18 protein-coding genes and 2 pseudogenes are annotated in these 22,398 nt (G+C 37.4%); 14 read left to right on the top strand and 6 right to left on the bottom strand.

Annotated elements, in window-relative coordinates:
• Window positions 1–8 precede the first annotated feature (8 nt).
• The gene (locus tag BW727_RS09450; protein WP_062532880.1) at window positions 9–1,334 is read left to right on the top strand and encodes an IS3 family transposase; all 1,326 of its coding nucleotides are present in this window, start codon (window positions 9–11) and stop codon (window positions 1,332–1,334) included.
• Between the two features lie 72 nt (window positions 1,335–1,406).
• Here BW727_RS09450 and treR read toward each other — a convergent pair whose 3' ends face one another.
• Complete coding sequence (gene treR / locus BW727_RS09455; protein WP_062467775.1) at window positions 1,407–2,126, bottom strand: trehalose operon repressor; 720 nt, start codon at window positions 2,124–2,126, stop codon at window positions 1,407–1,409.
• Window positions 2,127–2,461: 335 nt separating this feature from the next.
• Here treR and mnmE point away from each other — a divergent pair, with 335 nt between their 5' ends.
• The 3 genes from mnmE (at window position 2,462) to BW727_RS09470 (ending at window position 7,419) form a co-directional block, all read left to right on the top strand.
• Window positions 2,462–3,853, top strand: a complete 1,392-nt coding sequence (gene mnmE / locus BW727_RS09460; RefSeq protein WP_062467774.1) for a tRNA uridine-5-carboxymethylaminomethyl(34) synthesis GTPase MnmE — start codon at window positions 2,462–2,464, stop codon at window positions 3,851–3,853.
• A 30-nt stretch (window positions 3,854–3,883) separates the two neighbouring features.
• Window positions 3,884–5,785, top strand: coding sequence for a tRNA uridine-5-carboxymethylaminomethyl(34) synthesis enzyme MnmG (gene mnmG / locus BW727_RS09465; RefSeq protein ID WP_062467773.1), 1,902 nt, complete (start codon window positions 3,884–3,886; stop codon window positions 5,783–5,785).
• Between the two features lie 152 nt (window positions 5,786–5,937).
• Window positions 5,938–7,419, top strand: coding sequence for a methyl-accepting chemotaxis protein (locus BW727_RS09470; RefSeq protein ID WP_062467772.1), 1,482 nt, complete (start codon window positions 5,938–5,940; stop codon window positions 7,417–7,419).
• A 90-nt stretch (window positions 7,420–7,509) separates the two neighbouring features.
• Here the strand turns inward: BW727_RS09470 and BW727_RS09475 are convergent, their stop codons facing one another.
• A complete protein-coding gene (locus tag BW727_RS09475) occupies window positions 7,510–8,442 on the bottom strand; it encodes an NADP-dependent oxidoreductase (RefSeq protein WP_062467771.1) in 933 nt (310 codons plus the stop codon).
• 250 nt (window positions 8,443–8,692) lie between these two features.
• Between BW727_RS09475 and BW727_RS09480 the strand changes: the two genes are divergently transcribed.
• The 8 genes and pseudogenes from BW727_RS09480 (at window position 8,693) to BW727_RS09510 (ending at window position 16,625) form a co-directional block, all read left to right on the top strand.
• On the top strand, window positions 8,693–9,523 hold the full coding sequence (locus BW727_RS09480) for a phosphate acyltransferase (protein WP_062467770.1): 831 nt from the start codon (window positions 8,693–8,695) through the stop codon (window positions 9,521–9,523).
• 30 nt (window positions 9,524–9,553) lie between these two features.
• Window positions 9,554–10,654: a butyrate kinase gene (gene buk / locus BW727_RS09485; RefSeq protein WP_062467769.1), complete on the top strand. Its 1,101-nt coding sequence runs from the start codon at window positions 9,554–9,556 to the stop codon at window positions 10,652–10,654.
• A gap of 2 nt (window positions 10,655–10,656) precedes the next feature.
• Complete coding sequence (lpdA, locus tag BW727_RS09490; RefSeq protein ID WP_062467768.1) at window positions 10,657–12,069, top strand: dihydrolipoyl dehydrogenase; 1,413 nt, start codon at window positions 10,657–10,659, stop codon at window positions 12,067–12,069.
• A 14-nt stretch (window positions 12,070–12,083) separates the two neighbouring features.
• The gene (locus BW727_RS09495) at window positions 12,084–13,070 is read left to right on the top strand and encodes a thiamine pyrophosphate-dependent dehydrogenase E1 component subunit alpha (RefSeq protein ID WP_062467767.1); all 987 of its coding nucleotides are present in this window, start codon (window positions 12,084–12,086) and stop codon (window positions 13,068–13,070) included.
• A 29-nt stretch (window positions 13,071–13,099) separates the two neighbouring features.
• Complete coding sequence (locus BW727_RS09500; RefSeq protein WP_062467766.1) at window positions 13,100–14,086, top strand: alpha-ketoacid dehydrogenase subunit beta; 987 nt, start codon at window positions 13,100–13,102, stop codon at window positions 14,084–14,086.
• Window positions 14,087–14,101: 15 nt separating this feature from the next.
• Window positions 14,102–14,597: pseudogene (locus BW727_RS10950) on the top strand (biotin/lipoyl-containing protein); the annotation flags it as partial.
• A 167-nt stretch (window positions 14,598–14,764) separates the two neighbouring features.
• Window positions 14,765–15,448: pseudogene (locus BW727_RS10955) on the top strand (dihydrolipoamide acetyltransferase family protein); the annotation flags it as partial.
• Between the two features lie 130 nt (window positions 15,449–15,578).
• On the top strand, window positions 15,579–16,625 hold the full coding sequence (locus BW727_RS09510; protein WP_062467764.1) for a PTS sugar transporter subunit IIC: 1,047 nt from the start codon (window positions 15,579–15,581) through the stop codon (window positions 16,623–16,625).
• A 3-nt stretch (window positions 16,626–16,628) separates the two neighbouring features.
• Here the strand turns inward: BW727_RS09510 and BW727_RS09515 are convergent, their stop codons facing one another.
• Complete coding sequence (locus tag BW727_RS09515) at window positions 16,629–17,519, bottom strand: LysR family transcriptional regulator (RefSeq protein ID WP_062467763.1); 891 nt, start codon at window positions 17,517–17,519, stop codon at window positions 16,629–16,631.
• A 192-nt stretch (window positions 17,520–17,711) separates the two neighbouring features.
• Between BW727_RS09515 and BW727_RS09520 the strand changes: the two genes are divergently transcribed.
• Window positions 17,712–18,167, top strand: coding sequence for a Dps family protein (locus BW727_RS09520; RefSeq protein WP_062467762.1), 456 nt, complete (start codon window positions 17,712–17,714; stop codon window positions 18,165–18,167).
• 67 nt (window positions 18,168–18,234) lie between these two features.
• Here the strand turns inward: BW727_RS09520 and BW727_RS09525 are convergent, their stop codons facing one another.
• The 3 genes from BW727_RS09525 to BW727_RS09535 are packed head-to-tail and all read right to left on the bottom strand — an operon-like array spanning window position 18,235 to window position 20,801.
• A complete protein-coding gene (locus tag BW727_RS09525) occupies window positions 18,235–18,834 on the bottom strand; it encodes a trimeric intracellular cation channel family protein (protein ID WP_062467761.1) in 600 nt (199 codons plus the stop codon).
• 30 nt (window positions 18,835–18,864) lie between these two features.
• Window positions 18,865–20,154 carry a sensor histidine kinase gene (locus BW727_RS09530; RefSeq protein ID WP_062467760.1) on the bottom strand — a complete coding sequence of 430 codons (1,290 nt, stop codon included), beginning with the start codon at window positions 20,152–20,154 and terminating at the stop codon, window positions 18,865–18,867.
• A complete protein-coding gene (locus BW727_RS09535; protein WP_062467759.1) occupies window positions 20,151–20,801 on the bottom strand; it encodes a response regulator transcription factor in 651 nt (216 codons plus the stop codon). The genes BW727_RS09530 and BW727_RS09535 overlap by 4 nt, the downstream gene beginning before the upstream one ends.
• A gap of 144 nt (window positions 20,802–20,945) precedes the next feature.
• Between BW727_RS09535 and BW727_RS09540 the strand changes: the two genes are divergently transcribed.
• Window positions 20,946–22,388: a YfcC family protein gene (locus BW727_RS09540; protein WP_062467758.1), complete on the top strand. Its 1,443-nt coding sequence runs from the start codon at window positions 20,946–20,948 to the stop codon at window positions 22,386–22,388.
• Window positions 22,389–22,398: the final 10 nt, after the last annotated feature.

The raw sequence follows: 22,398 nt of genomic DNA on the forward strand, positions 1-22,398 counted from the left end.
AGGAACCCATGTCAAAACGAACATTCACGGACGAGCAGGTTACAGACCTATCCCACAACCCCTATGTTCAGAACGTCTCCCCCAAAGCCATCACCTACTCGGACGAGTTCAAGGTCCACTTCCTTGCGGAGTGGAAAAAGGGAAAGACTGCCCGACAGATTTTCATGGAGGCGAGTCTCCCAGTGGAGGTCCTAGGCGAGCGGCGAATCCACACCGCTGCCAACCGCTGGAAGAAGGCCTATCAGGAGAGCGGGATCACGGGCGTACGAGATCAGCGCAAGGGCGCATCGGGGCGCCCCCGCCTCACGGAGCTTTCGACCGAAGAGCAGCTCCGCCGGGCCAAGCAGGAGAATGTCCTCCTCAGACAGGAGAATGAGCTGTTAAAAAAAATCGACTTCGCAGAAAGGAGGGGAAATGAGTTAAGCAAGCAGGAGCGGTTCGCCCTCATCCAACAGGTGACGAGTCGCCCCGGCTCGCTCTCCGTCAGGAGAGCTTGTCTGATTCTGGAAGTATCCAATTCCGGCTACTACGCGCATTTCTCCCCCGAGAACCAATGCAAAAGGCAGGAGAAGGAAGAGGAGGACCAGAGGTGGCGCGACCGTGTTCTGGAAGCAATGGCCTATAAACGGGTGGCGAAAGGTTCCCGTGCCATTGTCATGTACTTCCTCAACACGAAGAAAACTGTAGTGAACCGCAAGAAAGTCCAGCGGATCATGCGAAAGTATGGACTCCAGTGTCCTATCCGCCGTGCGAACCCGTACCGAAAAATCGCAAAAGCCACACAAGAACATCGCACCGTTCCGAACCGGCTCCAGCGGCAGTTTGATCAGTCAGCGCCGAAGAAGGTGCTCCTGACTGATATTACCTATCTCCGGGGAAAAGACGGCTTCCTAGGCTACCTCTCTACCATCTTGGATGGCGCCACAAAGGAGGTTTTAGCCTACGCCGTCGCCGACCGAATCACCTTGGACATAGCTCTCGATACGGTGAAAGATCTAGTGGCAAAACATGGAGAGGACCTCCCTGCGCAAGCCCTCCTCCATTCCGACCAAGGGTCGCACTACACTAGCCCCATCTTCCAGAAATTGGTGCAGAAGAATGGCCTAACCCAATCTATGTCCCGCCGTGGGAACTGCTGGGACAACGCCCCACAGGAGAGCTACTTCGGCCACCTAAAGGACGAAATTCCTTACGAGGAGTGTCATTCACTGAAGGAGTTACAGTCTGTCATTATCAACTATATGGACTACTACAACCACGAGCGCGGCCAATGGAAACTGAAAAAGCTGACCCCGGTTTCCTACCGGGATCAGCTCTTGAAACAAGTAGCCTAGATTCTCTCTTTTTTAAACTGTCCTTGACTTGGGATCCAGATTATCTGTTTAAAAAACAAAAAGAGACTTTTTTCAGGGAGCGGAGTGCTTGCGCCGTGCAAATTCAACAAACTCAAATCGGTCTAAACGGTGACGAGATTCAGTGTATTGAAATAAACGGGTGTCTTCTAAATAAACTTCACCTTTCACAACCACAACATGGGTATCATTCTTTAAGTCCATTAGCTGGCGATCTTCACGTGTAGCTGGTTCTACTACAAAAATCTTTTTAGCGTAAGATATATTCATATGTAGTTCACTTTCTAAATAAGCATAAAGAGAATCCTTAGCGGCTTGAGAGGGAATAGAACGAATTTTGTCATCTATTAGATAATCTTTGTCTAAGATGACAACCTCACCAGATATCTTGCGTAAACGCACGAGTGAAATAACTTGCTGACTAGGGGCTAAATCAAGCTGATTTGTTAGAAACTTAGGTGCTAGTTCCCGTTTGTTTTTGACCAGGATGGTTTCGCTCTGTATGTTTTGAGCTTCTTGGATTTCTTTAAAACTCGTTAAACCTGAAAAGGGGAAATTAAGCCGCTTAATATCTAATACAATAGAGCCTTTTCCTTGTTTTTTTTGAATATAGCCTTCTTCTAACAACATGGTGAGCGCTTTACGTATTGTTTCTCTAGAAACCTTGTAGACATCAGCTAAGGTTTTTTCACTGGGAAGGAGAGATCCTGTTTGATAGTGATACGTTTCAATTTTCATTTTTAAATCAAGGTAAATATCGTAAAACTTATTGATAGTAATCAACTCCTCGGACAAATAGACTGAAGTCTTTTAAATTATAAAACAGTTTATTTAGAAATATTATATTTCTATCTTATCATATTTTAAGCCTTATAAAAGATAGAGATCGGAGTTTTTTGGTTTAGAGGACCAGAGGATTAAAGAAATAAGAAATAATTTCTCTTATACTTGCAAAAAGTCAGTAGACCCTGTATAATTTTCAAGAATCAGGAAAACTAAAAACGTATATATGTGTGACGCAGTCAAAGTGCTTAACCATCCTAAAATATAAGGGGTGGAGTGGGCACTTTTTTCATGCGTAAAATTATTAGAAAGGTGTGCAACATAATATGAATATTACTGAATTTGATACCATTACTGCTATTTCAACGCCACCAGGAGAAGGTGCAATTGGTATTGTCCGATTAAGTGGAGAAGATGCGATTGCCATTGCAGATCGTTTATATCAATCCGGTTCGAAACGTCTTCACGATGTAGCAAGTCATACAATTAATTATGGTCATATTTATAATCCCAAAACGGGAGAAATGATAGACGAAGTAATGGTGAGTGTTATGCGCGCACCAAAAACCTTTACGAAAGAAGATATCATCGAGATTAACTGTCATGGCGGTGTCGTGAGCGTTAATCGAATCTTACAAACGGTCTTACAGAACGGGGCACGTATTGCGGAACCAGGAGAATTTACAAAACGAGCTTTTCTAAATGGACGTATAGACTTGTCTCAAGCAGAAGCCGTTATGGACCTAATTCGAGCTAAAACGGACCGCGCTATGGACGTAGCGCTTAGCCAATTAGATGGAGATCTCTCGAAGTTGATCCGGAACATTCGCCAAATTATTTTAAACACCCTAGCTGAGGTAGAAGTAAACATCGATTACCCTGAATATGATGACGTTGAGGAAGTAACAACTCAACTATTGAAAGAAAAGACCATTCAAGTGAAAAATAGTGTTGAAGCGTTGCTACGCACTGCACAGCAAGGGAAAATTCTTCGAGAAGGTTTAGAAACAGCGATTATTGGTCGTCCGAACGTTGGCAAATCAAGCTTATTGAATCGTTTATTACGGGAAGATAAAGCGATTGTTACCGACATAGCTGGAACGACACGCGATACAATCGAAGAATATGTCAACGTAAATGGTGTTCCTTTAAAGTTAATCGATACAGCGGGTATTCGCGAAACAGATGATATCGTTGAACAGTTAGGTGTGGAACGTAGTCGGAAAGCTTTATTATCCGCAGATTTAATCTTACTCCTCATTAACCAAAATGAAGCGTTGACGGAAGAAGACCAAGCTTTATTAGACGCTACACAGGAAATGAATCGAATTATTCTCTTAAACAAAAGCGATTTAAAATCACAAGTAACCGTTAAGGATTTAACAAAATGGAGTGAACCGGATAAAATCATTTCCACCTCTATGCTGGAACAAGTGGGTTTGGACTTACTTGAGAAACAAATTTCAGGGATGTTTTTTGCCGGAGAAACCGGGGAGCAAGATGCTACTTATATCTCAAATGTCCGACATATTGGCCTCTTAAACGATACGGTGGCATCCTTAGAGGATGTTTTATCTGGGATCGAAGCAGACATGCCAGTTGATTTAGTTCAGATAGACTTTACTCACGCATGGGAGCTACTCGGAGAAATTACTGGTGATACGGTGCAAGATGAATTGCTTACGCAATTATTCAGCCAATTTTGTTTAGGAAAATAAAAAAATCATCAATACGAAAGGAATAATCAAATGAATCATTATGAAGCTGGAAATTTTGATGTGATTGTCGTTGGAGCAGGACACGCAGGTTCTGAAGCAGCGTTAGCAGCTGCACGAATGGGACAATCCACACTATTAGTAACGATTGACTTAGATATGGTAGCATTTATGCCTTGTAACCCTTCTATTGGAGGGCCTGCTAAGGGAGTGGTTGTCCGCGAAATAGATGCTATGGGCGGTGAAATGGGCCGTAATATTGATAAAACTTATATTCAAATGCGCCTGTTAAATACAGGTAAGGGACCGGCAGTACAGGCTTTGAGAGCACAAGCTGACAAAAACGACTATGCGCATGAAATGAAAAAAACGCTTGAAAAACAGGATAACCTACTGTTACGTCAAGGGATTGTTGAAGAATTGATTGTTGAAGAGGGAGTTGTTCAAGGTGTTATAACCAATACTGGTGCCATATACCGGAGTAAAGCAGTTATTTTAACTGCTGGAACTTCCTCACGGGGACAAATTATTATCGGCGAACTTAAATATTCTTCTGGTCCAAATAATTCACAACCTTCTATCAAGTTATCGGAGAGTTTATTAGAGCTTGGTTTTGAATTAGCACGTTTTAAAACAGGAACGCCACCACGTATTTTAGCTTCTTCGATCGACTATTCCAAAACAGAAGAACAACCGGGCGATGAAGAACCCAACCATTTCAGTTTTGAAACGAAAGATGAAGATTATCTAAAAGATCAACTGTCATGTTGGCTCACTTATACCGGAGTGGAATCTCATCAGATTATTCGTGACAACCTACACCGAGCTCCTATGTTTACGGGAATTGTCGAAGGTGTAGGAGCGCGCTATTGTCCATCTATCGAAGATAAAATCGTTCGTTTTAGTGATAAACCGCGCCACCAATTATTCTTAGAGCCAGAAGGGCGTCATACAGAAGAAGTATACGTTCAAGGTCTTTCTTCTTCACTTCCTGAAGAAGTACAAGAAGCTGTCCTCCATTCCATACCGGGATTAGAAAACGCTAAAATGATGCGTACGGGTTACGCCATTGAGTATGATGTCGTTGAACCACACCAATTACGTCCATCCTTAGAAACAAAACTGGTGAAAGGTTTATTTACGGCAGGACAAATGAATGGGACATCCGGATACGAAGAAGCAGCCGGACAAGGTTTAATGGCAGGTATCAATGCAGCTTTAACTAATCAAGGCAAAGAGCCTTTGGTCTTGAAGCGAAGCGACGGCTATATCGGCGTTATGATTGATGATCTTGTGACCAAAGGAACGCTAGAACCTTATCGTTTACTGACTTCTCGAGCTGAATACCGATTAATTTTACGCCATGATAATGCAGACATGCGTCTATCAGAAATTGGGCATGAAATTGGGCTACTCTCAGAACAACGCTACCAATCCTTTATTGAAAAGCAAGAAGCTGTGAAAGAGGAAATGGCTCGTTTGAAAAAAATTCGCTTGAAACCAACTGAAGAACTACAAGCATTCTTAGCGGAACGAAATTCAACGCGCTTAAAAGATGGATTCTTATTTAGTGACTTATTAAAACGACCTGAATTAGATTACAATAGTTTGTATCCTTTTGCCCCACTTGCTAAGCCTCTCCCAAGTGATGTGGTGCGACAAGTTGAAATTCAAGTTAAATATGATGGTTATATTAATAAAGCATACAGTAAAGTCGAAAAATTAAAAAAATTAGAAGCCAAACGTATTCCTGAAGATATTGATTATGACGCGATAAATGGGATTGCAAATGAAGCACGCGAGAAATTAAAAGTAATTCAACCAGAAACAATTGCTCAAGCAAGTCGCATTAGTGGTGTAAACCCGGCCGATATTTCAGTATTAATGGTTTATATCCAAGGCGGCAGAATTGCCCGTGTAGCAATAAAAAATTAATAAAAAAGTAGTAAAAACTCTTGTAAAAGTTTTTACTACTTTTTTATTTTGGTTGTGCACCATCAAATATATATAATTTTTTTAAGTAGCCTATTAAATAATTAATAAAATGACCGATATATATATAACTAAAGGAAAAGGAGTAAACTATATTGAATAAAATTACTAAAGAAACAAATTTAACCGGTTTTTTCTTTACTCTATTTATGTATCTTATTATTTTAGTGGGCTATTTTATGGAAGTTATACGAGGTAACCGCACGGTTGGTATGTTAGTATTCCTAGGTGTGTGCTTACTACTAATTTATGGAACAAGTTTTTTTATCTATCGTAAGGAAAAGTCTTCCCCTAAAGTTAGTTATATAGTTATACTAGGTTTCTTAATTCCCTATGGCTATACCTTGTTAACTAGTACATCTGTACTTTCTTTTATATACATAGCGCCTCTATTTATTATTTCATTTATGTTTTTTGAAATGAAATTAATTTCTATATTGAGCGTTAGCGTACTATTATTAAATGTTTTTTTTGTTAGAAGGATGACCCTTCTAGGCATTTATAATAGCCAAGAAACCGAACTGCTTTCCACAATTGCTTTATTAGTAACCGTTGTAGTTGGGAGTCTACTTGTTGGATATTATAACAAAAATCTAATGGATAACATGAAGAAGCTATTAGAAGATGAGCAAAAGCGTATTAAGAATAAGGAGACGACTGCAAAAGAAGTCCATGAGTTTTCATCATTATTAGTCGAATCCGCCCAAGAATTAACAGCTAGCTCGGAAGAAGCAAGTAGTGTGGCGGAAGAAATGTCAAAAACAATTGAAGATATTGCGAATGGCGTAAGTGACCAGGCGCATGATGTCCAAAAGGGTCTTCAAGTTGTAGATGAGATGGGTGACTTATTAAATTCCGATCAAAAATTTATGTTTACTCTTAACCAGGATTTGGAACATATCGATAAGATGAAGCAAGAGGGAACAGAAGTTTTACAAGAATTAATTAGAGAAACCAACACACACAATAACGCTATTATCGATATATCCGAAAATATTAATTTAACTCAAATGAGTGTTGAAAATATTGGAAAGGTCGTTGAATTAATTACTAGCATTGCCGAGCAGACTAACCTTTTAGCACTTAATGCCGCTATAGAAGCGGCTCGAGCAGGTGAATCAGGAAAAGGCTTTGCAGTAGTAGCAGACGAAGTAAGAAAATTGGCAGAAGAATCAAAGCAATCTGCTAACCAAATAAAAGAAATCATCCAGACATTAACAAATAATACAACAACTGTTGTAGAGACCATGTTAGATGTTAAGAATATAAGCGAATCTCAAAGCGCAAGTGTCGACAAAACACATACGAGATTTATGAAAATTGATGATGCGGTTAAAAAAATTCAAAACTCAATGGAAAAATTAAGTCATTCAAGTAATGTTATCGTTGAAAAGAAAAATGAAATAATCGAATTAATGCGAAATTTATCCGAAGTATCCGAAAATAATGCTTCTGGAACTCAGGAAATTTCTGCATCCATTGAAGAACAAGCAGCTGGAATTGAACAAACAGCTATTACAAGTGAAAGTTTAACAAATTTAGCAGTTCAACTAGAGACCGCACTTAATAAGCTATAAAATTTACAAATAATTCGAAACGATACAACTAATAAACCCCTCTAGGTCAGATTAATCTAGCCTAGAGGGGTTTTGTGCATTATTACTTATTTACTTTATTTCAATTACGATTTTCCCTTTCGCATGGTGAGTTGCACTTAAATCATGTGCATCACGTAATCCTTGTGCAGTAAAAGGGAAGGTATGGCCAATATAAGTTTTTACTTCGCCTTTTTCCATTAACTCCCCAAGCTCAGCGAGTTGTTTACCATTAGGGTTTAACCAAAGAGATTCAACGGTAATATCTCTTTCTTTTGCTCTCTCCTCGTTAGGTTGGCCTGCGATAGAAACCAAACGGCCACCATTTTTTACAACATCTAAACTTTTTTCTAGAATGTCGCCCCCCATTGTATCAACTACAAGGTCGAGATTTTGTGCAACATTAGTAAAATCGGTAGTTTTGTAGTTGATAAATTCATCAACACCCAATTTTTTTAGAAAATCTTCATTCTTGCCACTTGCAGTTGATAAAACGTAAGCACCAAAACTTTTAGCGATCTGGATAGCAAATATTCCAACACCGCCTGAACCAGCATGGATAAGAACTTTATCGCCTGCTTTTATTTGTCCAAAGTCTACAAGACATTGCCATGCAGTTAACCCTGCCAGTGGTACAGACGCAGCTTCGTTAAAGCTAATAGTTTTAGGTTTAAGAGCTACCAGATTTTCATCTACGGCCACATATTCCGAGTAAGTACCATTTGCCATCGCTGGACGCGCAAAGACTTCATCTCCAACTTTAAATTGAGTTACATCCTTACCAACTTCTACAATCACACCGGCCGCGTCCCAGCCTAAAATAAGTGGAAATTCAAATGGCATCCCATCAGCCAAGTAACCCGCACGAATTTTCCAGTCAATCGGATTAATTGAAGTGGCATGCATTTCAATTAATACTTGATTAGTTTTAATTTCTGGTTTAGAGAGTTCTTTTTCTACCAACTCTTCAGATCCACCATATTGTTCAATAACAATTGCTTTCATCCTAACACGCTCCTTAAATTTTAACTATCCAACAACCATTTTAGCATAGCTCATGCTGAGAGTATAAAGTGTTGCTTGGGTGGAATATTTTATCTTTTCGTATAGTTTAGAATTGTTAAAGTTTTTTAGGGTATAAGTTTCCTCTATGGTCGCATAAATTTTTCCAATTTGAAACCTTATAAATTGAAGGGTAAAGTATATATTGTAAGCGTTACCAAAATTCTTTATGAATAAAGAGAGGTGTACATAGATGATAACCATAGCGGTTGCGAATGGCTCACGTTCGGAAATGTTGGAATTTGTTACCCGCGCACATGAGAAATATTCAAACGAGATAAAATTTATTGTTTTTGACACGAAGCAGAATATCGATAGCAATAATTTATGGACATACATTCAATGTGAAACAGAAAAAGAGATGATTCATGAAGCCGTTAAATCTGTTGCAAGTAACCAAGCACAAATTCTTGTAAAAGGAATTGTATCGACTCATGTGCTTTTAAAGGAAGTTTTAAGAGAAGAGCATGACTTGAAAAAACAAGGTGTCCTTTCCCATGCCGCTTTGATTAATTTACCACAATTGAATCGTCCACTTTTATTAGCTGATGCAGGTATGAACATAGAACCTTCTAAAGAGGTTTTAACCGGAATTATTGATAATACAGTAGAAGTTGCCTTTAAAATTGGGCTAGAAAACCCAAAAGTTGCCTTATTAAGTGCTGCTGAGAATTATAACCCTAAGATGCCTTCATCTGTCATGGCTAAAGAAGTAACGGATTATTATTCTAATAATAAAACTGCAATTATCCACGGACCAATATCTTTTGATTTAGCTCTATCGAAGGAAGCAGTTGCTCATAAAGGATTTAGCGGTCCAATAGAAGGTGACGCTGATGTAATAATCGTTCCCAATATCGATGTAGGCAATGCTTTATACAAAGCGCTTGTACTATTTGGAGGGGCAATTACAGGCGGAACCATCGTTGGAACTAAAGTACCTATTGTTTTAACTTCAAGAAGTGATGCAATCGAAAGTAAACTGTATTCACTAGAATTTGCTATTAAACAAATAAAAAAATAAATAAGCATGGAATGCGTAGGGAGGTAACCAATGGAAGATATAGTCATCGTGATTAATCCGGGGTCAACGTCAACGAAAGTCGCTTGTTTCTCAAATGGAGCGTTACTTGCCGATGAAACGATTAGACATACGACAGACGAAATTTCGAAATTTGAAGGAATCGCGGAACAATTAACATATAGGAAAGAAATGATTAATAGATTTATTGAAAAGCAAAATATTAAGCCTAAAGATGTACAAGCAGTAGTCGGTAGAGGTGGACTTTTGCGACCGATACCAGGTGGAACGTATTTAGTTGATGAAACCATGGTCGAAGATTTGAAATCTGCCAAGTATGGGTCGCATGCATCAAATCTAGGTGGCGTTTTAGCATATGAATTTAGTAAAAAATATGGCATACCTGCTTATATCGTTGATCCAGTTGTCGTAGACGAGTTCCATCCTCTTGCACGCCTATCAGGATTAAAAGGGATTGAAAGGCGGAGTGTTGGGCATGCTTTGAATCAAAAAGCAGTTGGCCGAAAAATATTAGCTGACAATGGTAAAGAATATGAAAAGAGTAACATCATTGTTGCCCATTTAGGTGGAGGTATTAGCATAGGTGCACATCAAAAAGGCGAAATGGTAGATGTTGTCAATGGTTTGGACGGAGAAGGTCCCTATTCACCGGAAAGAACTGGCTCTCTACCCTTAATTGATTTTGCAGCATACATTCAAACTGAAGATATGACTATAAAAGAAGTTAAGTCACTAATAGCAGGTAAGGGTGGTATTAAGTCCTATCTCAATGAAATTGATTTAAGAATTATCACTGAACAAATTGAAAATGGTGATAAAAAAGCACAATACTATATTGACGGTATGTGTTACCAAATATCAAAATCTATTGGTGAAATGGCAACTGTTTTAGCGGGAAAAGTAGATTACATCATTCTAACAGGTGGAGCTAGTTATTCGGAGTACATCGTTAATCAAATCAAAAAAAATACCGAATGGATAGCACCCGTTGAAGTGTATGCAGGAGAAATGGAAATGAGTGCGTTGTATCAAGGTGCTGTTCGGATTTTTGAAGGGAAAGAGAAAGCACGCGATTACAAAGAGGCCAAAATTAGGAAAGCTGAGGTAAATTAAGTATGGCAAGAGAAACAGATTTACTCATTTTAGGGGGAGGCACAGGAGGTTATGTAGCCGCCATTCGAGCTGCTCAAAAAGGTATGAAAGTGGTCATTGTAGAGAAAGATAAACTGGGAGGAACTTGCCTGCACAGAGGTTGTATCCCATCTAAAGCATTACTGCGTAGTGCCGAAGTACACGATACCATGAAGAAGTCTGCAGAATTTGGGATTGAAAATGAAGGCGGTTTCAAAGTTAATTTTTCAAAAATTCAAGAACGAAAACAAGCAATCGTCGATCAATTGCATCAAGGAGTTCAAGCACTCTGTAAAAAAAATAAAATCACTATTTTACATGGGACCGGCGCTGTTTTAGGACCATCTATCTTTTCACCAGTGTCAGGGGCTATAGCAGTTACGTTTGACGATCCTGAAGTAGAAGAAGAAATTATTGTTCCAAAAAAAGTAATTATCGCAACGGGATCAACGCCACACACCTTACCAGCACTTCCACTAGATGAAGAAATGATTCTTTCATCAAATGGTATGTTGGAATTAGAACAACTACCAGAATCTATTGCAATTGTAGGCGGTGGCGTAATTGGTGTTGAATGGGCATCTTTATTAAATAGCTTAGGTGTGTCCGTTACATTAATTGAATTTCTAGATCGGTTAGTCGTAAACGAAAGTAAGTCAATTTCAAAAGAGTTGAAAAAATCATTTGAAAAACGCGGCATCACCGTTAAATTGAATAGTGAAGTCGTTTCCGCAGAGAAATCAAAAAAACAAGTTCATTTAAAAATTAAAGATCAAGATGACGTAGTTGTTGAGAAAGTAATGGTCGCTATTGGCCGTAAGCCCAACGTTAATAAAATTGGTTTACAAAATACTTCCATCAAATACGACAACAAAGGCATTCAGGTGAATGAATTTTATCAAACAGCTGAAGGTCATATTTATGCGATAGGTGATTGTATTGATACCTTACAACTTGCCCATGTTGCTATGAAAGAGGGAGAAATTGCTGTTAGTCATATGCTAAATGAAGCAGTTGAACCGATAAATTATGTAAATGTACCAAGAGCTACCTATACAAATCCAGAAATTGCTAGTGTCGGTTACACAAAAGAAACATTGCCAGAAAACCGCAAAGTTAAGATGGGTACTTTTAACTTTAATGGTAACGGAAAAGCTTTAATTACAGGAGGAGACTTAGGGTTTGTAGAAGTCATTCGGGATGAAGAAACAGATGATTTATTGGGTGTATCAATTATTGGGCCTCATGCAACAGACCTTATCTCAGAAGCAAGTACATCTATATACCTAGATGCAACACCATTGGAACTGGGTGAAGCAATCCATCCGCATCCAACGCTATCAGAGGCTATTCAAGAAGCAGCGCTTGATACTTATAAAATGGCAATACATAAATAGAAAGAGGGAGAAAAATGGAAAAACTTAAAACAACAGGCTTATCAAAAGAGGAATTGGTCCAAGCATATAAAGATATCCTCATGGGACGCCGCTTAGATGAGCGTTTATGGCAATTAACTAGAATTGGAAAAACTTCTTTCAATATTTCAGGTCAAGGGGCAGAAGTTGCTCAAGTAGCAATGGCAATGGCATTTGAACCAGAAAAAGACTATTTCTTACCTTACTATCGTGATATGACAGCTACTTTGACATGGGGTATGACTCCGAAAGATATCATTATGGGATCTTTTGGTAAGGATGCTGATCCATCATCGCACGGTCGCCAAATGCCAAACCACTATGGATCAAAGGAACATAATATTGTATCCCATTCATCGACCGTAAGTACTCAGATACCTTTAGCAACAGGGATAGCCTACGGTGCAATATTAGAAAAATCTGATTTCGTTACACTTACAACAACTGGTGAAGGTTCTTCTAACCAAGGTGAAGTACATGAAGCAATGAACTTTGCTGGAGTAAAAAACTTACCTGTTATTTTTGGAATTGAAAACAACGAATACGCCATATCGGTAGGAACAAAAGAGCAATATGCCGCAAAGAAATTATCTGATCGTGCAATTGGATACGGATTTGATGGTTTTACAGTTGACGGTAATGATTTCGCAGCTACCTATTTAGCATTTAAAAAAGCTGTTAAAAAAGCTCGTGATAAAAAAGGACCAACATTGATTGAGATGATGGTATCACGTTTGACTTCACATTCTGCAGACGATGACCATACTATCTACCGTTCTAAAGAAGAGTTAGATAGTTTGAAAGAAAAAGACCCTTTATTAGCCTTTGAAAAACAATTAATTGATGAAGGCTATATGACTAAAGAAGAAATGCTTGAGCTAGATAAAGACATTAAAGCACAGGTGAACAAAGCGACAGATGATGCTGAAGACATGCCAGACCCAACACCTGAATCATTATATGAACAAGTATATGCAGAATAATCTAAAAATAGAAGGGATGAATAAATGATATGGTTCAAATGACTTATTTAGAAGCTATTAATAAAGGTATTGAAGAAGAAATGACGCGAGATAAGAAAGTTGTTATCTTTGGAGAAGATGTCGGTGGTGTCAAAGGTGGCGTGTTTGGTGCTACACAAGGCTTGGCTGCAAAGTTTGGGGATGAACGTTGTTTTAATACACCGTTAACAGAAGGTGAGATTGCCGGAATTGCAAATGGACTAGGTCTGATTGGATATCGCGCAATAGGGGAATTTCAATTTGCCGACTATATGCTTCCAGCGGTAAACCAGATTTTATCAGAAACTGCAAAAATGAGATATAGAACTAAAGGAGATTGGACGACTCCGATTGTCTTTAGAGCGCCTTACGGTGGTGGTGTACGTGGTGGTTTTTATCATTCACAATCAACAGAAAAAGTATTCTTCGGACAACCAGGATTGAGAATCGTAACTCCATCAAATCCTTATGACGCTAAAGGAATGATTAAAGCGGCGATACGTTCAGACGATCCAGTTATATTTTATGAGCATAAACGTTTATATCGCTTGTTAAAAGCCGATGTACCGGAAGAAGATTATGTTGTATCAATTGATAAAGCACAAGTAGTACGCGAAGGAAGCGATATTACAGTTATTGGCTATGGAATGGTTTTACAGCATGCGTTAAAAGCGGCAGAAGAGCTTGCTAAAGATGGTATCGATGCAGAAGTCGTTGACGTACGTTCAATTTATCCTTTAGACAAAGAAACGCTTGTCGAAGCGGCTAAAAAAACCGGTAAAGTATTACTAATTACAGAAGATAATAAAGAAGGTAGTATCATGAGTGAAATTGCAGCTATTATATCAGAAGAAGCATTGTTTGACTTAGATGCACCAATCCAACGATTAGCAGGTCCAGATGTTCCAAGTATGGGATATGCGCTTTCGCTTGAAAGAGAGTTCTTAGTGAACGAAGAACAAGTATTAGAAGCAATGCGAGAATTAGCTGAATATTAGTAGGAGGGCACAATAATGAGTATTGAATATGTTAAAATGCCAGGTTTAGGCGAAAGTGTTACAGAAGCCTCGGTAGTAATGTGGCTCGTAAAACCCGGTGATAAAGTAGAAAAATATGATCCACTAGCAGAAGTTATCTCTGATAAAGTTTCCACAGAGATTCCTTCAAACCTTGAAGGAACGGTTAAAGAACTATTAATTGAATTAGATGAAGATGTTGAAATTGGTACCAAGATTATGTCAATCGAAGTTGAGGGAGATGGAACCTCAACCGAGCCAGCAGGTACAGCTAAAACAGAAACAGACAAAGAAGAAAAAGTTACCGAAGAAAAATCAGCACCTGAAGAAAAGAAAGAAAAACCAAAAGAAAAAGGCGGTCCACGTTTTTCTCCAGCAGTGATGAGATTAGCACAAGAAAATAATATTGATTTAGCTGATGTAGTTGGTACTGGTAAAGATGGAAGAATTACACGTAAGGACGTTCAAAATTACGAACCATCCAAAAAAGCAGAAAAAGAGTATCCACAAGAAGAGCCAAAAGAGAAACCAGTTGAAATAGAGTCAGAAGGAATCATTGCAAGCTCGGGTCAACAAGAGGAAATAACAACTACCCAACCTCAAGACAAAGCAGCACAAAATCGCCCTTACAGTAGCACCGATACAAGAGATGAGGTTGTTCCAGCAAGTGGCGTTCGTAAAGCAATAGCTAAGAAAATGGTACAAAGTGTTACCGAAATACCACATGCATGGGTCATGGTTGAAGCGGATGTAACAAATATCGTGAAACTACGTAACCAAACAAAAGAAGCGTTTTATTCACAAGAAGGTATCAAACTTTCTTACTTCCCATTCTTTGTAAAAGCAGTTGTTCAAGCACTGAAGAAAAATCCTAAGATGAATACTTCATGGGATAATGGTAACATCATCTACCATAAAGATATTAACGTATCGATTGCTGTTACTACAGAAGACAATCTATACGTACCTGTTATCCATAACGCTGATAAGTACTCATTAGCAGGTATTGCGAGTGAGATTAATCGCTTAGCTTCCGATGTTCGAAGTAATAAATTGAAATCTGAAGACATGCAAGGTGGTACCTTTACTGTAAATAATACTGGTACGCTCGGATCTGTACAGTCAATGGGAATTATTAACCACCCACAAGCAGCAATTTTGCAAGTTGAATCTATCAATAAACGCTTAGTTCCTACAGAAGATGGTGGCTTTAAAACAGCAGATATGATTAACCTCAGTTTATCAATTGACCACCGTATCCTTGATGGCTTAGCGGCTGGTAAATTCTTGAAAGATGTAAAACAAAACTTAGAGCGTTATTCAAATGAATCTGATCTTTATTAATTTGCTTTAAAGTAGTCATTGCAAAATTTGGACGTAGGAAATTTTGCAATGACTTTTTAATATTAAAAAATTTAAAAATGAACCATGATACACAAAAACGTTCAGTTTAAATGACAAGGAGTGTTTAATATTGGCTACAGTAGAAAAAGAGAGACTTTCAGTAAAAGTTTTTATAAATAAAGTCTTAGCGGGTACAGCATTAGGTACTATTATTGCATTAATTCCAAACGCTATTTTAACTGCCATTTTAAGTTACGTATCAGATAATCCAGTAGCTGCTATCATTATTCAAGCAGCAGTCACATTCCAACTTGCTACCCCTTTAATTATCGGAGGTTTAATTGCTCTCCAATTTGGCCTTAAGCCAGCAGAGATGATGGTCACAGCTGGCGCTGCTTTTGTAGGGTCTGGCGTTATAAAATTAGGAGACTTGAACACTTATGTTGGGGCAGGTACCGGTGATATCATTAATATTATGATTACAGCCTCCGTTGCGGTTTTGCTAATTCGAGCAATTGGCGACAAATTTGGATCCGTTGCCATTATTGCCTTACCCATTTTTGTAGGGATAGGAGCAGGAGTAATAGGCATGCTAACCCTCCCTTATGTAACACAAGTTACAGTCGGCATTGGCGCAACTATTAACAGGTTTACGGAATTACAGCCAATCTTAATGAGTGTGTTAATTGCTTGTTCATTTGGCGCTCTAATTATATCACCTATTACAACGGTCGGTATTTCCTTAGCAATTCAAATAAGTGGGGTTTCAGCAGGAGCAGCAGCCATGGGTATAGCTGCTACAACCATTGTTTTGGTTATTAATTCTTGGAAGGTAAATGAATCAGGTGTCACACTCGCTATAGCGCTTGGTGGTATGAAAACAATGATGCCTAATTTATTTAGAACTCCTATTATTTTATTACCATGCTTGTTTACAGCAGCAATTTCTTCAATTCCCGTTACAATATTTGGCGTATCTGGAGTGCCTTCTTCTGCGGGATTCGGTTTAGTAGGTCTCGTAGGTCCGTTAGCTTCTTTAGATGCTGGTCTGGGTGTTGTACCTTTAATTATTAGTTGGTTTATTGTACCCACTCTTGCAGCGTTTTTAGCGCAGTTTTTATTTGAAAAAGTTTTCAAATTGTATGATCGTGAAAATGTTTTTAAATTTTTAGGGTAAGCATTAGTTGTTTTTAATTAAAGAAATCAACTCATTTATTTCTTTAGAGCAGACGTAATCTTTTCTTAAACCAATTCCTATCGGATAATAATTAAACTTATCCTTTAAAGGAATCCATTTTAGCCCTGTAACTGAGAAGGTTGACTTATATTCGATTGGTAATAAACAAATAGCACAGGATTGTTTTAAACTGCGGATTAAGATTTGAACATCATTATTGTAAATAGCAATATTGGGTTGATACCCGTGTGCATGTGCTTGCTCAATTAACATTTTACCAATTTTAAAATCTTCCGTTAAGGAGGCAAAGGACTGATCTTTTAAGTCATAGAAAGTTAGCTCCTCTTTTTGACTTAAAGGATTATCTTCAGGTACAACGACATGAACATTATATCCTTTAGTTGTTGTTTCTAAAGGTTCAATATCAATGTCTTTTTCTTCTGTATTTGGAAATGATACTAAAGCAATATCAATAAGATTGTTAGCGAGTAAATGTTGTAGTTTATTAGATCCTTCGTGGCGAATATTTAATTCTACATCTGGGTGCGTAGCGATAAATTGCGAAATTTGTTCCATAAACTGCAAAGAAAATAGTGTAGTAAGACCTAGTCTAATTGATTGCTTTGGTGAATGTTGTTGCATGGTGCGCATTTCATCCATTAAGTCATCAAAAGAATGAACAATTTTTTTACCTTTCTCATAGAGCATTTTACCAGGTAGAGTTAATTGAAACGGCTCGTGTTCATGTACGAATAATGGCATATTTAACTCTTGCTCCATTTTTTTTAAGGACAGCGATAGAGTAGGTTGGGTTACAAACAAGTTTCTTGCAGCTTGGGATATGTTTTTAGCGTCTGCTATTTCTATAAAATACTTTAACTTCTGGATATCCATGACAAACTCCTAACTGACTTTTTTATTATACTCACTGTCCATTATATCGCTTACATTTTGAAAAGCAATGTGCGAAAAAGTTAGAACGTAGCGGTTTGAGGTCCATTTCATTAGCAACAGGAAGCACTTCTTTTGATTGCTAGATGTTTAAGTGATACGATGAAGATAACAAATCAATAGGAGGAAGATATAATGGAAAACAAAGATGTCAACAATGTTTTGAACAAAATCGTTGCAAGTCACGGTGTATTCTATGTTCGTCTTCACCAATTTCACTGGTTTATTAAAGGATCACACTTTTTCACACTGCACGAAAAGTTTGAAGAACTGTATGATGATGTAACAGCTAATATGGATTTAGTTGCAGAGCGTTTACTAGCTTTAGGTGGTCAACCTTACGCAACATTAAACGAGTTTTTAGAACATTCTGTTCTTGAAGAAAGAGTAGAAGATCGAGACCTTTCTCAAGATAAAATGGTCCAAGCAGTTATTACAGATTTAAGATCAATGGGTAACTTACTAGACGAAGGAATTACTCTAACAGATGAAGCGAAAGATTTTCCATCTAATGATATGCTGATTGCTATGAAGGAAGAGGCTGAAAAACAAATTTGGATGCTTAATGCTTACTTAGGTAATGTAATATAGCGACTAAATAATTCAAAACTTAAAAAGCAACTAGCTCGTCCTCTTAAGGATTAGCTAGTTGCTTTTTTTAGTACTTACGAGCAGGAAGTTTCCAGTCGTAAACAAAGGAACAAATTCGTAAAGTAGAAAAGACAATAAACAAAAGGTACTGATATGGGAATGCTTGTTCACCTAAAACCCCCATAATCATCCCAATTAAAAATATCCATAGGCCATAAATATTCTTCCCTAAAAGAATAGGTTCTCTTTGCGATAGTAAGTCGCGGATAATCCCACCCCCCGTAGCGGTTATAACGGCTGAAACAACCACTGCGCTAGCTGGAAGGTTAAGGATGATTGCATTAATAGAACCTTGTATTGCAAAGGCAATGACACCAAACGCATCTAAAATGTTGGTCCAAAAAAGCTCTCTTTTAATAACTAATTTAGGAAAAAGAATAACAAACGTAATAGAAATCATTGCAACAAGAAAAAGCCTTTCTTGATTCCATAACTGATAATCTGAACCTCCAATTAGAACGTGTTGCAAAGCGCCACCGCCAAAAGAAGTCAAAAGACCAAATAAATAAACCGCAAATAAATCATATTTTTTCTCCATGGCAATTAATCCACCTTGGAGCGCAAAAGAAACAGTACCAATTATTGCAAAAATATCCCATGTATCCATTCCATATCTCCAATCTTACTATCTTTTAAGTTAAAAAAGAATCTCAAAAATAGTTGCTTTCTCGTCACTAACAAGTGAAATTTTACCACCATGTAATCTTACTATTTCTTGAGCTATTTCTAAACCTAAACCACTTCCTGAAGGATTTCTTGTCGAAAAGGGTTGAAAGATATCAGGATAATCTGCTAACGAAACAATTTGACCATCATTTTTAAAACGGATACAAATATGCGGTTCATCTTTAAAGAGTTCGATTGCTATATAGTCATCTGAATAATTGAGTTGATTTTGGATAAGATTTTCAAATAATATAGTTAAAAGAGCAGGGTACCCTTCAAAGTAAATAGAATCCCTAGCTTCAAACTGAATCTTTTTGTTACTCATAGGTCTAAATATATCGATTGTTCGTTTAATTGTATCTGTCAAGTTAACCGTTTCAGGCTTTTCCTCTTTATTCCTCTCTAATATGTATTCTGAAAAGCGTAATAATTCAGTTGTTTTATCTTCTATTCTCTTTACTTGTTCATTAATAACCACTAAAGAATCTTCTAAAGTACCTTTGGGGTATAAACCATCCATAGCAGCATTTGTATAACCCTTGATAATCATAGTCGGTGTTTTGAGTTCATGTGAAACAAAACCAATCATAGCTTGGTTCCGCTCGTCTTTTTCGATTAAACGTTTCTTCATAAAATTAAAAGAGGCAATTAAAGACTGAATATCACTGTCTTTTGTTGTAATTTTAATTTCTTCTGATGTGGCCTTATCTGTAGAAATCATTTCAGCCTGTTGCTTGACTAAGGAAATGTTTCTGTAGAGTAGATTACTGAGTTGTTTGAAGAGCAAGAATGCTAACAAGAAAATGACAATTAAAAATACAAAAAAAATTAACCCGATTCGTGGCAGAATTTCCATGTACAAATCCCGTATAATAGAGTATTCATAAATTTGCTCGCCGTTTTTTGTATCTAATTCAATCATAACTAATAATTGTTTATCATCAATATTTTCTCGGTAGATTTGTTTATTTTCATTTTGCCTCTTTTTTAAGTCTTCAACGATTTTTTTGACTTTCTCTCCATGAATCGCCTCTACAACGTCGATATTGTCCGTTGTAACGCCTACAATCCACTCATTGTTTACTCCGATGTCTTGCTTTTTTTGATAGGTATACTCATTAATGACACGGTCTTCAAAGATCGTCCCAAAATAATAATAAGACCACCCATATAAGATACCTAACCCAACGATAAAGGTTAAGGTAAAAAGAGAAATAAGAATAACTAACGACTTATTTATTAACCAAGATCCTTTTTTCATCCGTTCATCCGATACCCATAACCATAAAGCGTATCAATTGCTAAGCGTGGCATTTTTTTTCGTAAATTTTTTATTTGGTTATCGATGATTCGGTCATTTACAAAAGAATCATTTTCCCAAATTTTAGCGATAATTTGTTCGCGTGACAGGGCAATCCCTTTATTCTTTATAAAATAAAGTAAGGTATCTAATTCTTTTGTACTCAAGGGTATTTTTTCATCGTTATGGTCATATACACTTCTTTGGACCTGATTAATCGTGTAATCTTGGATTTTTACGACTTCAGCACTTGTTTTCAAATGGGTCAGTTTTGAAATACGGTATATTAATTCTTCCGGTAAGAAAGGTTTTGTAATATAATCATCGGTTCCAACTTCAAATCCTTTGACGCGGTCTAGACTAGAGGTCTTAGCAGAAATGATGATACTAGCCATGTTTGGATACTGTTTTTTTATTTCAGCTAACAGATCTAAACCGTCTCCATCGGGAAGCATTAAGTCCAATACACAAATTGATATGGAAGAATCCAATTTTTTAATCGCTTCTTGGTACGTTTCGCAACTGGTTACTCTCCAGCCATGACGCGTGAGATAAAAATAAAGAAGATTGGTTATTTCTTTATCGTCTTCTACTAATAAAATATGCATACTATTCCTCCTTGATATATTTCCATACATTTGACTCAATTCTATACAATTGTATCATTTTTATGATACATAGTTACTTTATACTATAAATGTAAGCGCAATCAAACTACGCTTTACGCACTATCTACTTAAGGAGGACATTCAGTGGAAAAAAAGAAAAAAATATCCCTATCATCATTTAGTATTCTATTTATTATTTTACTTTTACTTGCTTTAATTTCAATTGTTTTAGCAGGTCAACCATTTGATCCCGCACTTTTAACGGCAACGGACACAGTTGCAAAAGTTATCCCAGCAAGCCTTTCAACAATTGTTATGGCACCTTTCAACGGTTTTAAAGATGCGATTGAAATCTGTATTTTTATCTTAATGCTAGGGGGTTACCTAAGTATTGTGAATAAGACTGGTGCACTAGAAGCAGGTATTCAGTCTGTCGTTAAAAAATTAAAAGGGAATGAATTGATTATTATTCCTATTTTAATGATTTTGTTTTCTATAGGTGGTTCTACTTTTGGAATGGCGGAAGAAACACTTCCGTTTTATGCCTTATTGACTTCTGTAATGGTTGTGGCGGGTTTTGATACGATTGTATCAGTTGGGACTGTGTTATTAGGTTCCGGAGCGGGTGTATTAGGTTCAACTGTTAATCCATTTGCGACAGGTGTGGCTATGGATGCACTGACAGCCATTAATATTGAAACCAATGCTGGCATTGTTATCGGAATTGGGATTGCGTTATGGTTAGTGACGTTGTTACCTTTTTTATATTTTGTTATGAGCTACGCGAAAAGAGTAAAGGCAGATAAAGGGTCTACTATTCTCTCACTACAAGAGCAAGAAGATATGAATCTAGAATTTAGAAAAAAATCTTCACAAGAATTTTCTTTTACAAAAAAACATAAAATCGTCTTAATATTGTTCGGTCTTTCATTCTTAATTATGATTGTCTCTTTAATACCTTGGCAAAACTTTGGAATAACTATTTTTAATGGTTGGACAGCTGTTTTAACAGGTAATAGTTTTGGAGAATGGTATTTTGGAGATTTATCCATGCTCTTTTTAATTATGGGACTTGTAATTGCTTTTGTCTATAGATTGAAAGAAAGACAAACCATTTCAGCATTCGTTGCTGGGGCAAGCGATATGTTATCCGTTGTTTTAATTATCGTAGTAGCAAGAGGAACTTCGGTACTAATGGCATCTACTCATTTAGATTTACTTATTCTAGATCGAGCTACGATGCTGCTAGGCGGTTTATCACCTATTTTATTTATTATAGGCAGTTTCATTGTTTATTTCTTTTTAGCATTTTTAATTCCCTCTTCTTCTGGGCTTGCATATGTGACAATGCCGATTATGGGTGGGTTAGCTTATGAAATGGGAATCGCACCAGAAATTATGATTATGATCTTTGCTTCTACGCATGGGGTCATCAATTTGGTCAGCCCCACCTCAGGTATATTAATGGGTGGTTTAGAAATGAATAAAATTGAATATGCAACGTGGATCCGTTTTATGAGAATGCCAATTTTTACTATTTTAATAACAAATTTAGCTGTCTTAATTTTGTCTCTTTATATTTTATAAAAAATAATGA

Origin of the sequence: Jeotgalibaca dankookensis (genome assembly GCF_002005405.1) — a bacterium.
GTDB classification, from domain to species: domain Bacteria; phylum Bacillota; class Bacilli; order Lactobacillales; family Aerococcaceae; genus Jeotgalibaca; species Jeotgalibaca dankookensis.